Origin of the sequence: Massilia putida (assembly GCF_001941825.1) — a bacterium.
In the GTDB taxonomy this organism is placed as follows: Bacteria; Pseudomonadota; Gammaproteobacteria; order Burkholderiales; family Burkholderiaceae_D; genus Telluria; species Telluria putida.
Genome location: NZ_CP019038.1, coordinates 5,304,799 through 5,318,615, shown reverse-complemented (window position 1 = coordinate 5,318,615; position 13,817 = coordinate 5,304,799). Strand labels below are relative to the sequence as shown.

Below are 13,817 nucleotides of genomic sequence, written 5' to 3'. Positions count from 1 at the left end.
GCGTCCGTGCATCCCGTTAGCGTATCGGGGGCCTCGAAAACCGTAGCGAGCGGCCGCAGGTTTGGCCGAGAAGCGCAGCTGTACTTACGGTACAGCGAGCATCGCAGGCCGAACCTGCAACGCGCAGTAGGTTTGCGAGGCTCCCCTCGTTAAGCCGGGAGGACCGATTTGACCTTGGCGACGACATTCTCGACCGTGAAGCCGAAGTGCTTGAACAGCACCGGGGCCGGCGCCGATTCGCCGAAGGTATCGATGCCCACCACGGCACCTTCCAGGCCGACGTACTTGTACCAGAAGTCCGTCACACCAGCCTCGACGGCCACGCGCGGGATGCCGCGGCCCAGCACGGCAGCCTTGTAGGCCGCGTCCTGGCGCTCGAACACGTCGGTCGACGGCATCGACACCACACGCACCTGGATACCCTGGCCTGCCAGGGTTTCGGCGGCTTTCACCGCCAGTTCCACTTCCGAACCCGTCGCGATCAGCACGGCGGCCGGGTTCTGCGCGTCGCGCAGGACATAGCCGCCCTTCGCGATATTGGCGACGGTCGCCGCGTCGCGCTCCATGAACGGCAGGTTCTGGCGCGAGAAGATCAGCGTGGACGGACCGTCCTTGCGCTTGACCGCCTCGCCCCAGGCGACGGTCGATTCGGTCGTGTCGCACGGACGCCAGTTGTCCAGGTTCGGGATCAGGCGCAGCGACGAGACGTGTTCGACCGACTGGTGCGTCGGGCCGTCTTCGCCCAGGCCGATCGAGTCGTGCGTGAACACGAACAGCGAACGGATCTTCATCAGCGCGGCCATGCGCAACGCGTTGCGGCTGTAGTCCGAGAACGTCAGGAACGTGGCGCCGAACGGGATGAAGCCGCCGTGCAGGGCGACGCCGTTCATCATGGCGGCCATGCCGAACTCGCGCACGCCGTAATTGATGTGGTTGCCCGGCGTGCCCGAACGCAGCGGGATCGATTCCTTCCAGTTGGTCAGGTTCGAGCCGGTCAGGTCGGCCGAGCCGCCCAGGAATTCCGGCAGCACCGGTGCCAGCGCCTGGATCGCGTTCTGGCTCGCCTTGCGCGTGGCGATCGTTTCTTTCTTGTCGATGGTCTGCGCGATGGCGGCGGCCAGCGTCTCTTCGAATTTGCCCGGCAGGTCGCCCTTCATGCGGCGCTCGAATTCGGCGGCCAGTTCCGGATACTGTGCGCGGTAGCCGGCGAACAGTTCGTTCCATGCGGCCTCAAGCGAGGCGCCCTTCTGCTTCTGGTCCCACGCTTCGTAGATCGGGGCCGGGATGTCGAACGGGACGGCGTCCCAGATCAGGTGCTCGCGCACCGCGGCGACTTCCTTCTCGCCCAGCGCGGCGCCGTGCACCTTGTCGCCGCCCTGCAGGTTCGGCGAACCCTTGCCGATGATGGTCTTGCAGCAGATCAGCGTCGGACGGTCCGACTGCTTGGCCTTGGCGATGGCGGCATCGACCGCGGCGACGTCGTGGCCGTCCACGCCCGGGATCACGTTCCAGCCGTAGGCTTCGAAGCGCTTCGGCGTGTCGTCGGTGAACCAGCCTTCCACCTTGCCGTCGATCGAAATGCCGTTGTCGTCGTACAGCCAGATCATCTTGGAGAGGCGCAGCGTGCCGGCCAGCGACGCCACTTCGTGCGAGATGCCTTCCATCAGGCAACCGTCACCCACGAACGCGTACGTGTAGTGGTCGACGATGTCGAAGCCCGGACGGTTGAATTCCTTGGCCAGCAGCCACTCCGCGAGCGCCATGCCGACGGCGTTGGCGATGCCCTGGCCCAGCGGGCCGGTCGTCGTTTCCACGCCCGGGGTGATGCCGACTTCCGGGTGGCCCGGGGTCTTGGAGTGCATCTGGCGGAAATTGCGGATGTCGTCCATCGACAGGTCGTAACCCGACAGGTGCAGCAGTGCGTAGTGCAGCATCGAACCGTGGCCGTTCGACAGCAGGAAACGGTCGCGGTTCATCCAGCCCGGATTGGCGGGATTGTGGCGATAGTGACCGTCCCACAGCGCTACGGCGATCTCGGCCATGCCCATCGGCATGCCGGGGTGACCGGAATTCGCCTTCTGGACGGCGTCCATCGCCAGCGCGCGGATTGCGTTGGCCATCAGGGTGGTGGTTTGCAGAGATTTCATGGGTGTGGTGAAGTCTGAGGATTGGAAAGCGGTGGCACGGGCTGGCCTTAACCCGTTATTTTACCAGAGCATGGTCATCGGGATTTAAAATGCCGGCTTCTCCACAGTTCCGATTGCCATCCATGCCACGTTTCCACTGTCCCCAGCCGCTTCGCCCCGGCAGCGTCGTCGACCTGCCGGAACCCGTCGCCCACCACCTGCACGTCGTGCGCCAGCAGAGCGGCGACGAACTCGTGCTGTTCAATGGCGAGGGCGGCCAGGTGCGCGCGCGGCTCGTCGAGATCGGCAAGCGCCGCGCCACCGCCGAGATCCTGGCGATCGAGGCCGTCGACGTGGAACTCCCCTTCCGCGTGACCCTGGCCCAGGGTCTGCCCGAGAGTAGCAAGATGGACTGGATCGTCGAGAAGGCCGTCGAACTGGGCGCCGCCGCCATCGCCCCGCTGGCAGCGCAGCGCTCCGTCGTGCGCCTGTCCGGCGACCGGGCCGACAAGCGCCTCGCGCACTGGCAGGCCGTCGTCGTCAGCGCGTCCGAGCAGTGCGGCCGCAACCGCCTGGCCGATGTCGCGCCCGTGCAAGACCTGCAGCACTGGCTCGCCCGTCCCACGGGCGACCACACGGCGATCCTGCTGTCGCCGCACGCGCCGAGTTCTCTTGCGCATTGGGCGCGTGCTCAAGCGCCGCGTGATGTCACGCTGCTCGTCGGCCCGGAAGGTGGTTTCAGCAATCAGGAAGAACAAGCCGCGCTTGCCGCGGGTGCGCTGCCGCTGTCGATGGGCCCGCGTGTGCTGCGCACGGAAACCGCCGGGCTGGCGGCACTGGCCATCCTGGCGGCGACATGGGATGCGTTATGAAGGAGCACTTCAGCCCCATGCACAGCGCAACGCCTGCACATGGGGCTTGGTCGATTCAGCCAAAACGACGTTAGCCGACATCTACGGGAAACATCCCGTCGTTACGCTTACCAGAACTTATACTTCGCGCGCGCATAGAACACGCGTCCCAACGGGTTTCCATACTGCGGGTCATAGCCGGTCTGGAAACCCTGGTCGTTACGCGACGACGGCGGTTCCTGGTTCGTCAGGTTCTTGATGCCGAGCGCCAAGTCCACATTCTTGATCGGAGTCCAGACGGCTTGCGTATCGAACGTGCTGTTCGACGATACGCGGCGCTCTGCCGGGTAATCCGGACCGATCAGGTCGGCATTCGTGTAGTCCTGGTAACCCTCCGTGTAGTTGTGCGTCAGCGACAGCACCACCGGACCGGTCTTCAGGGTGAACGTCAGGATGTGACGCCAGCGCGGCGTCGCGCCAAAGTCCTTGTATTTACCGAGATCGCTGACGCTGCCCACGCCCGTATACTGATACCCGTGAGTCAAATAGTACGTACCGTCCAGATTGACGCCAAAGCTGCCAACCCCGTCGATTTTCCGCTTGTAGTTCAGGTTCAGATCCAGACCCGACGCGAAGAATCTCGACGAGTTTGCATAGGGCAAGTCGATAAACGCCAGCGGGAAGTCCTTATTGGTGCTGCCCTGGATCGAATTACTCTTGTTGAGCGTCGTGGGATCCAGGAACGGCTTGCCGGTCGAATCAAGCGGCAAGGTTTTCGGATCGACACGCCAGTAATTGTTTTGATACAGGGTCGGATTGTCGAAAACACCGATTTCCGACGTCTGCACGATGGAATGGTCGATCTTGATATTCCAATAGTCGAGCGAGCCGCTGATGGACTGCGTCGGCTGGAACACCATGCCCAGCGAGAATTGCTTCGACTTTTCCGGATCCAGATTCGGATTACCGCCGCGTGCTGCGCTCAACTGGACATTGCATTCGTCCTCGAGCGCGCCCACCGGATTGACACTCGCGATCGGCGTGCCACCTGGGCAGCGCACCGGATCGCTGAAACTACCATTGGTGTTCTGTCCGTATGCATACGGCAACAGATTTTGGTACAAGGTCGGCGCCCGGAAGCCTTTGGCGACGGAACTGCGCATCATGAGTTCCTTGATCGGCTGGTAGCGCAAGGAGGCCTTGGGACTCACTTGCGAGAACGACGTGCCGAAATCGTTCTTGTACTTGTCATAGCGCGCGGCCAGGTCGAGGTCGAGATGCTGGTACAGCGGCACCGACAATTCCGAATAAGCGGAATAGACTTTGCGGCCGCCGCTTACGCCCGGAACCGGACCGTTGCCGCCGACCTGGTCACCCGATGCCATGACATCGGACGATATCTGCTCCAGCTGCTCGCGGCGCATGTCGATGCCGACTGCGAATCCCAGGGAGCCATATTGCATCTGCATCAGTTCCTTGGACAGCCGGGCGTCGAATTCCTTTGCCGTCGACGTCGCGCTGTTTTCCATACCAGTCAGGCGTGCGCTTTGCAATGCCGCCAAGCTGTCCGCGTCCTGATCGCCGAAAACGTTGATGGCACCCGAAGCGATCAGAGGAGTCAGCTTCGCATAGCTGTACTGGCCGTCGCCAAACAAAATCTCGCCTTTGTTCTTCGAGTAGGACAGAGCAGCATCATAGTCCCAACCGGCAATCGTGCCTTTGGTTCCGACCAGGAAACGGTTATTGGTAACGTTGGTCAAGTCTGCACGTCCGCCGCCGGCCACTGTACGCCAGGTACCGCTCATTGGCCCGACAGGCGTTACCACGGTATCAGCCGTGAGGACAGTACCATTCGACAAGGTCATGCCCTTGGGCAGCGTAAAGCTTTTCGGATAAAAGCGACCGCTTGCCGGGTAGATCATTGGCTTGGTGTACGGTGCCGGAGAATAGTGGGCAGTCGTTTCGTCCCTGGTATGGGTGGCTTCGACATAGACTTCATTGTCGTCGTTCAGTTGAAGCACGCCGCGCGCCACGATGTTGTCGTGCTTGGCCTTCGGGATCAGGTCAATGAAGCGCACATAATCGGTACCGCACTTGGTCGGACTACCGATCGGGATGAGCGCAAAAGCTGCGTTGTCGCAGTTCTTGTATCGATACGGATTAACGTTCGTATATTGGTTTCCGTTCGAATCCGTAAAGTTGAAGTTAGGGATACCGTTGCGCGGGGAATTCTTGATCAGGCCGAGGTCGGGTCGGACGCCCGTCTTGGCAAAGCTGCGCTGGGTCGACTTGAGCGCGTCGTCGACTTCGTGATTCGCGCTGAGCAGCACATTGAAGTTTTGGGTCGCAAGATCGCCGTAGCCGCCCGTGAAATTGAAACTCCGGGTATTACCGCCTTTTTGCTGGACCTTGCTGTCGTAGGCGGACAATTCCGCACCCTGGTAATCCTTGCGCAGGATGAAGTTGATCACGCCGGCGACCGCATCCGCGCCATAAATGGCCGAAGCGCCATCACGCAATACCTCGACACGCTCGATCGCCGACATCGGAATCGAATTCAGGTCGACCGGATTGCTGCCGAACGCATAGTTTGCAACGCGGCGGCCATTGAGCAGAACGAGCGTATATTGCGCCCCCAGGCCACGCAGGTTAGCAGTTGACGGGTTGCCCGTCGAGCCGACGTTTTGCGCCAGCACACCGCCACCGAAGTTCGAGGGGATCAGGTTCACGAGGTCCTGGGCGGTCGTGGCGCCAGTACGCTCGAGGTCGGCATGGGTCAGGACGGTGATGGGCAATGCGGTCTCGGATTCGGTACGCTTGATTGCCGATCCAGTGATTTCGACGCGCGCGATCGGCGCCTGCTGCGTATCCTGGGTCTGCGCCATGGCTTGTCCCGCCAGACCGGCCGTCGTTGCGATGGCAGTACCGGAGAATACGAGACGGAGGGATTTTGCGATGACTTTCTCTTTAGTGATCTTATTCATATTTTGAGTTTTTTTAAGGGGCCGAGATTACATGTAAAGCGACATCATGAACCGGGACAAATGCATCCTGGACATTGCATCCTGCGCCGGCGACATCGTGGGAGCCCTGTCGGCCGCCTGATCGGCGGATAACGTATGACTGGAGATCACTTGCGTAATGCGAGGCGGGATAAAAGGCGTTCCGAGTCTCATAAACTCTTTCCTTTAACTGGGGTAATAAAACAAAACATTCAATTGGCTGCTGAGCCAATGAACCATGATCGTCAACCCGACGACTTATCAGAATGTACGTTCTTGTGAAAGCGCCCATCTTGATGGAGCGATAGAAGCATGCGGCATTCGCGATTGTCAAATTAACAAACCGCGCGTGTGCCGCCGACGCAACAATGCCAACGATATATTGACTGCACTGCATTTTTTATGCACGAGCGTCCTATTCATGAATTCTCACTCGGGAGCAGGCTCTCACGTTACAATGCGGACCAATTTGCTCCGACCAGGTCGGACGTGCCAGACCTACACCATGCTCAGAATTGTCGAACTAAAACTCCCCCTCAACCATGCCGAAACCGAACTGCGTGCCGCCGTGCTGGCGCGCCTCGGCATTGCCGCTGACGAACTCATCGACTTCAACGTATTCAAGCGCAGCTACGACGCGCGCAAGAAAAGCGCCATCGTCCTGATCTACGCGCTCGACGTGCTTGTGCGCGACGAAGCGGCCGTGCTGGCCCGGCTGGCGCACGATCCGCACGTGGGTCCGGCGCCCGATACCGGCTACAAGTTCGTGACGACGGCACAGCCGGCGCCGGGCACGCCGCGTCCGGTCGTCGTGGGCCTGGGGCCGTGCGGGCTGTTCGTCGCGCTGATCCTCGCGCAGATGGGCTTCAAGCCGCTCGTCCTGGAGCGCGGCAAGATCGTGCGCGAGCGCACCGTCGACACCTTCGGCTTCTGGCGCAAGCGCAAGCTGAACCCGGAATCGAATGTGCAGTTCGGCGAAGGCGGCGCCGGCACCTTTTCGGACGGCAAGCTGTACAGCCAGGTCAAGGATCCCAAGCACTACGGCCGCAAGGTGCTGAACGAATTCGTGAAGTCGGGCGCGCCGGAAGAAGTCCTGTACGTCAGCAAGCCGCACATCGGTACCTTCCGCCTCGTCAAGATGGTGGAGCAGATGCGCGCCGAAATCCTCGCGCTGGGCGGAGAAATCCGCTTCCAGACGCGCGTGGAAGACCTGCTGATCGAGGATGAGGGCTCACCGTCGGGGCGCCAGGTCGTGGGCGTCAAGCTGCACACGGGTGAAATTATTCCGACGCGCCACCTCGTGATGGCCGTGGGCCACAGCGCGCGCGACACGTTCCAGATGCTGTACGAGCGCGGTGTCTACGTCGAAGCAAAGCCGTTCTCGATCGGCTTCCGCGTCGAGCACCCGCAATCGCTGATCGACGTCTGCCGCTTCGGCCCCAACGCCGGCAACAAGATCCTCGGCGCGGCCGACTACAAGATCGTGCACCACGCCTCCAACGGCCGCAGCGTGTACAGCTTCTGCATGTGCCCGGGCGGCACCGTCGTGGCCGCCTCGTCCGAGGAAGGCCGCGTCGTCACCAACGGCATGAGCCAGTATTCGCGCGCGGAACGCAATGCCAACAGCGCCATCGTCGTCGGCATCACGCCGGCCGACTACCCGGGCCACCCGCTGGCCGGCGTCGCTTTCCAGCGCGAACTGGAATCGCGCGCGTTCGTGCTGGGGGGCAGCAACTACGATGCGCCGGGCCAGCTGATGGGCGACTTCGTGCGTGGCGTCGCGTCGAAGGAATTCGGCAGCGTCGTCCCGTCGTTCAAGCCGGCCGTGCACCTGACCGACCTCGCCCCGTCCCTGCCCGACTACGCCATCGTCGCGATGCGCGAAGCCTTCGTCGCCTTCGACAAGCAGATCAAGGGGTATTACAAGGAAGATGCCGTGCTGACGGGCGTCGAGACACGCACCTCGTCGCCGATCCGCATCAAGCGTCACGACGACAACCTGCAGAGCCTGAATACCCGGGGCCTGTACCCGGCCGGCGAAGGCGCCGGCTACGCGGGCGGCATCATGTCGGCCGCGATCGATGGCATCCGCGTCGCGGAAGCCGTCGCGCTGGCGATGGTCGGCTGATGTCCCTTCCTCACACCCCGGCGCCGGCCTGCCGGCGCGCGGCGGTCCCGCGCCCTCATGGCCGAAACAATCCTTTCCCTGTCTTGCGCCGCGCCGGCGTAAACATGACGTGAATATACATTAGATTTCACAAAGAAATATTGTTTCAAATTCTTACAACTGCTAATGCAAATCTGTCTGTTTTTGACGTAATTACACCACAAATTTGCGCGAATTTTAGTTTCTGTGGTGTATCTTTACTGTTCTTGAAATATTGGTGAACCGCTATTTCAAACCTGCAACCTAAAAAACAGGACCAAGATGCTCACTGAAAAAACCATGGCGCGGACCCTGCGCCTCATATTCTCCGGCACCACCCTCGCGGCCGGCTTTGGTTTCGCCGGCAACGCCCTGGCACAAACCCAGGACGTCCAGCAGGCGCCGATCGCCCGCGTGGAAATCACCGGCTCGGCGATCAAGCGTATCGATGCTGAAACGGCCGTGCCGGTCACCGTGATGCGCGCCGAAGACCTCAAGCGCGAAGGCATCACGACCATCGAACAGGTGATGGCCAACCTAAGCGTCTCGCAGGCCCAGCAGACCTCCAGCCAGGCAGTTGGCTCGAGCACCGGCGGCGCCTCGTTCGCCGACCTCCGCGGCATCGGCGCGAACAAGACCCTGGTGCTGCTGAACGGCCGCCGTCTTGCAAACAATGCCTACGACAGCTCGGCGCCCGACCTGAACATAATCCCGTTCGCCGCGCTCGAGCGCGTGGAAGTGCTGCGCGACGGCGCATCGTCGCTGTACGGCTCCGACGCCGTGGGCGGTGTGATCAACTTCATCACCAAGAAAAACTTCCAAGGCGGCGTCATCTCCGCCGGCATTGACTCGCCGCAACATCCGGGCGGCCGCGGCTACAATGCCAACGTGGCCTACGGCTTCGGCGACCTGGATACCAACGGCTGGAACGTCTCGGCCGTGTTCGACCACCAGGAACAGAACCACGTCGCCGGTACTGAGCGTTCGTACAACAAACGCTTCACCGGCGGCCTGTCGTCCTCGACGTTCCCGGCCAACTACTACCAGGGCGGCGCCAGCACCAACCCGGTCGCTCCGAGCTGCGCCGGCGGCGTCGCCACGATCCCGAACGGCAAGGGCGCCTGCTTCATGACGACCTCGTCGTTCGTGGACTACGTGCCCCGCAGCATCCGCGATTCCGGCCTGTTCCGCGGTACCCTGAAGCTGCCGGGCGGCCATGAGCTGGGCGTCGAGTACCTGACCAGCCAGAGCGTGGTGGCGACCCAGATCGCGCCGGTGCCGTACGGCGGCCTGTACATGAACCGCCTGCTCCCGAGCGGCGCGCCGAACCCGTTCTACCCGACCAACGCGTCCCTGAGCCCGACCTACACCGAGGACTACATGCCGGACGGCGTGCAGCCGGGCTTCATCCACGTGCGCTGGCGCGACATGCCAAACGGCGTCCGCCAGGACAAGAACACCAACAACCAGCAGCGCCTGGTCGTCTCCCTGCAAGGCAATATCGCCGGTTGGGACTACGATACCGCCGCTTCCTGGAACGAAAATCGCGTCAAGGAACGCCTGATCGGCTACAGCAACGGCGACATCATCAGCCAGGGCGTGCTGAATGGCGTGATCAACCCGTTCGGCGACCAGACCGCCGCCGGCACCGCGCTGCTGAACTCGGCCGGCCTGGAAGGCGAGATCATGCACGCACGCGGCCAATCGACCACCCTCGACTTCCACGCCAGCCGCGAACTGGGCGACTGGCTGAAAGCCGGCCGCGGCGTCGGCCTGGCGGTGGGCGCGCAAGCGGGCTACGACAAGTTCACCCAGGCTGCCAACCCTGAGTTCGCTGCCAAGGTGATCGCTTCGACCGGTATCGACCCGGCCACGTACAACTCGGGTACCCGCCACACCTACGCGGCCTACGGCGAGCTGAACGTTCCGATCCTCAAGACGCTGGACGTGACGGTGTCGGCCCGCTACGACAAGTACAGCGACTTCGGCACCAGCACCAACCCGAAGGTCTCGTTCCGCTTCCAGCCGGTGGACGCCGTGCTGTTCCGCGGTTCGTACTCGACCGGTTTCCGTGCCCCGTCGCTGTATGACATCCACTCGGCGCAGACCATCACCAACACCGGCAATACCTACAACGACCCGGTCAACTGCCCGGGCGGCAACCCGATCCCCGGCAAGTCGGCATCGGCGAACTGCAGCCAGCAGTTCCAGGCTCTGCTGGGCGGTAACAACAATCTGCAGCCGGAGAAGGCGAAGAACGCGACCATCGGCGTGATGATCGAGCCGATCAAGGACCTGAGCGTCGGCGTCGACATCTGGGCGATCAGCCTGCGCAACTCGATCGGCAACCTGAGCCAGGACTTCATCTTCGGCAACCCGACCAAGTATGCGGCGCTGTACCACCGCAACCAGGCCGGCGACCTGTCGATCGACGGCTCGCAGTGCCCGAACCCGATCACCTGCGGCTACATCGACGACCGTACCCAGAACCTGGGCGGCACGATCACCAACGGTGTCGACCTGTCGCTGAACTACCGCCTGCGCACGCGTGGTTTCGGCACGTTCACCCTGGCTTCGAACGCGACCTGGGTCCACAAGTACCAGTTCCAGAACGAAAACGGCGGTACGTGGAACCAGAACATCGGCATCTACGCACCTGAAGGCACCGGTCCGGTGTTCCGCTGGCAGAACACGACCAACCTGATCTGGAGCAAGGATCAGATGTCGGCTGGCCTGACCGCCCGCTACAAGACCGGCTACATCGACCAGGTCAACGAGAACGTCAACAACCAGCCGGCCGGCTACCGCGTGCCGTCGTATACCACGTTCGATGGCTACGTCGCATGGAACGAGAAGAAGGGCCTGGGCCTGACCGTTGGCGTCCGCAACCTGTTCGACCGCAACCCGCCGCTGTCGTTCCAGAGCTCGACGTTCCAGGCCGGCTACGATCCGCGTTACTACGACGCGGTCGGCCGTACCTTCTACGCGCGCGCCAGCTACTCGTTCTAAGCTGATCCGCCTGTAGCACATGCAACGCCCGGTGCCCGCGCACCGGGCGTTTTTCATTCAGAGCCAGCCGGCTTTCTTGAATTTGCGGTACATGTAGACGCCCACGGCGATCATGATGGCGAGCGCGGTCGGATAACTCCACTTCCACTCCAGCTCGGGCATGTACTTGAAATTCATGCCCCACACGCCGGCAAACGCCGTGAACACGGCGAAGATCGCGGCCCAGGCGGCCAGGCGCTTGTTCACTTCGCTCTCGTCGATCGAAACCATCGACAGGTTCACCTGGATCGCCGTGCTGATCGTGTCGCGGATCGCGTCCAGGCGGCCGGCGATGCGGATCAGGTGGTCGTGCACGTCGCGGAAATAGTCCTGCGTGCCGGTGACGAGCGCCGGCACGCGGCCGCCGTGCAGGCGGCCGATCGCTTCCAGCAGCGGGAACACGGCGTGGCGCAGCACCAGGCCCTTGCGCTTCAATTGATACAGGCGCTCGACGTTCTCGCGCTGGGCGCCGTGCGTGAAGATGCGGTCCTCGACGGTTTCGAGTTCCGATTCGAGCATGTCGACGATGGGGAAGTAGCGGTCGACCACGGCGTCCATCAGCGCGTACATGACGAACGCCGATCCCATCTTGAGCAGGTGCGGTTCGCGCTCCGCGCGCGCGCGGACGCCCAGGAAGCCCTTGGCCGAATCGCGCCGCACGGACAGCACATAGTTGGAACCGGCGAAGATCGCCAGTTCGCCGGTGGCGAGGCGGTCGCCTTCGACGAGGTCCACCGTGTGCACGACGGTGAACAGGCAGTCGCCGTATTCCTCGATCTTGGGACGCTGGTGGCCGCGCGCGGCGTCCTCGACGGCGAGTTCGTGCAGGTCGAACTCTTCCTTCATCTGCGCCATTTCGGCGTCGGTGGCATCGCGCAGCGCAACCCAGACGAAGCAGCCGGGCTTGTCCAGGTAGTCGCTGATGGCCTCGACCGAGATGTCGGACAGCTTCTTGCCTTCCTGGTAGGCGACACAATTGATCAGCATGTCATCGGAGCGTTGTTGCAAAGATGACAGAGCTTACACCAATGCCACATGCGTTGGCGTGACGCGAAAGTCTGTGGGCTCGGAGAGCCCACGCGTTCAACCAGCGTCTGCTTTATTCGTCTTTGGCCCCGTCGATGCCGAGTTCGGCAATCTTGCGCGTGATGGTATTGCGCCCGATCCCGAGCCGGATCGCCGCGTCGTTCTTACGGCCGTGGGTGTGCTTGAGCGCCGTGCGGATCAGCGCCGATTCGAACTGGCGGCCCAGCACGTCCATCACTTCGACCTGCCCTTCCGACAGCATGCGCGCCGCCTGCAATTCCAGCAGGCCGATCCAGCCGTCTGCACCGTTCGGCAGCGCGCCCGGCTCGGCGTGGTGCGCCATGCTTGACGCCGCCGGCGCCAGCCCGACCGTGCCCACGCCCGAACTGATGCCGACCGCGAGCCCGTTGCCGCCGGCCGGCACGGACTGGGCCTGGGTCAGGTCGCGCGGCAGGTCCTTGACTTCGACCGTTTGTCCCGGGGCCATCACCGTGATCCAGTTGCACAGGTTTTCCAGCTGGCGCACGTTGCCGGGGAGTTCCAGGCCGGTGAGGAAGCGCAGCGCCTCGTCGCTCATGCGTTTGGTCTCGACGCCCAATTGGCGTGCACTCTGCACCAGGAAGTGGCGCACCAGAATGGGGATGTCTTCGCGCCGCTCGCGCAAGGACGGCAGGCGCAGGCGGATCACGTTCAGGCGGTGATACAAGTCTTCGCGGAACAGGCCGTCGCGCACGCGCTGCTCCAGGTTCTGGTGCGTGGCCGCGATCACGCGCACGTTCGCCTTCACGGGCTGGTGCCCGCCCACGCGGTAAAAATGGCCGTCGGACAGCACGCGCAGCAGGCGCGTCTGCAGGTCGAACGGCATGTCGCCGATCTCGTCCAGGAACAGCGTGCCGTTCTCGGCCTGCTCGAAGCGGCCGCGCCGCATCGCCTGCGCGCCGGTGAACGCACCGCGCTCGTGGCCGAACAATTCGGATTCGAGCAGGTCTTTCGGGATCGCCGCCGTGTTCAGCGCGATGAACGGCTGTTGCGCGCGCGGGCTGTGCTTGTGCAGGGCGCGTGCGACGAGTTCCTTGCCGGTGCCCGATTCGCCGGTGATGAGCACCGTCACGTTCGACTGCGACAAGCGGCCGATGGCGCGGAACACTTCCTGCATCGCGGGGGCCTGGCCCAGGATCTCCGGGGTTTCGCTGGGCGCGATGTCGACGCTGGCTTCGCGCAGGCTTTCCTCGAGGGCGCGGCGGATCAGGGCGACGGCCTTGTCGATGTCGAACGGCTTGGCCAGGTATTCGAAGGCGCCACCCTGGAACGAGGCGACGGCGGAGTCGAGGTCGGAAAAGGCGGTGATGACGATGACCGGCAGGCCGGGATGGCGTTCCTTCACGATCGCCAGCAGGTCCAGGCCCGATTCGCCCGGCATGCGGATGTCGGACACCAGCACCTGCGGCGTGTCCGTCTCGAACGCCGCCAGCGCTTCGCGGCCGCTGGCAAAACTCCGGGTGGCGAGGTTCTCGCGCGCCAGGGCCTTTTCCAGCACCCAGCGGATCGATGCATCGTCGTCGACAATCCAGATTGGTTTCATGTAGTTCTACTTCCCGCGAAGGTTCAAGGGGGGATT

Annotated in this window: 7 protein-coding genes; 3 read left to right on the top strand and 4 right to left on the bottom strand. The window is 62.9% G+C overall.

The genetic code is table 11. The features are described from left to right. Positions 1-149: 149 nt before the first annotated feature. Positions 150-2,147, bottom strand: coding sequence for a transketolase (gene tkt / locus BVG12_RS25820; protein WP_075794894.1), 1,998 nt, complete (start codon positions 2,145-2,147; stop codon positions 150-152). A gap of 122 nt (positions 2,148-2,269) precedes the next feature. Here tkt and BVG12_RS25815 point away from each other — a divergent pair, with 122 nt between their 5' ends. Continuing rightward, positions 2,270-2,998, top strand: a complete 729-nt coding sequence (locus BVG12_RS25815) for a 16S rRNA (uracil(1498)-N(3))-methyltransferase (protein ID WP_075794893.1) — start codon at positions 2,270-2,272, stop codon at positions 2,996-2,998. 107 nt (positions 2,999-3,105) lie between these two features. Here the strand turns inward: BVG12_RS25815 and BVG12_RS35700 are convergent, their stop codons facing one another. After that, positions 3,106-5,862 carry a TonB-dependent receptor gene (locus tag BVG12_RS35700; protein WP_075794892.1) on the bottom strand — a complete coding sequence of 919 codons (2,757 nt, stop codon included), beginning with the start codon at positions 5,860-5,862 and terminating at the stop codon, positions 3,106-3,108. A gap of 622 nt (positions 5,863-6,484) precedes the next feature. On the opposite strand from BVG12_RS35700, the gene BVG12_RS25805 reads away from it, so the two are divergent. Together BVG12_RS25805 and BVG12_RS35565 are read left to right on the top strand one after the other, a co-directional pair. Then, positions 6,485-8,107, top strand: coding sequence for an NAD(P)/FAD-dependent oxidoreductase (locus BVG12_RS25805; RefSeq protein ID WP_075794891.1), 1,623 nt, complete (start codon positions 6,485-6,487; stop codon positions 8,105-8,107). A gap of 300 nt (positions 8,108-8,407) precedes the next feature. Further along, entirely contained in the window at positions 8,408-11,134 is a 2,727-nt protein-coding gene (locus tag BVG12_RS35565; RefSeq protein ID WP_075794890.1) for a TonB-dependent receptor, read from the top strand. Positions 11,135-11,191: 57 nt separating this feature from the next. On the opposite strand, the gene corA is transcribed toward BVG12_RS35565, so the two are convergent. Further along, the gene (gene corA, locus BVG12_RS25795) at positions 11,192-12,160 is read right to left on the bottom strand and encodes a magnesium/cobalt transporter CorA (protein ID WP_075794889.1); all 969 of its coding nucleotides are present in this window, start codon (positions 12,158-12,160) and stop codon (positions 11,192-11,194) included. 112 nt (positions 12,161-12,272) lie between these two features. Then, on the bottom strand, positions 12,273-13,781 hold the full coding sequence (gene ntrC, locus BVG12_RS25790) for a nitrogen regulation protein NR(I) (RefSeq protein ID WP_075794888.1): 1,509 nt from the start codon (positions 13,779-13,781) through the stop codon (positions 12,273-12,275). Positions 13,782-13,817: the final 36 nt, after the last annotated feature.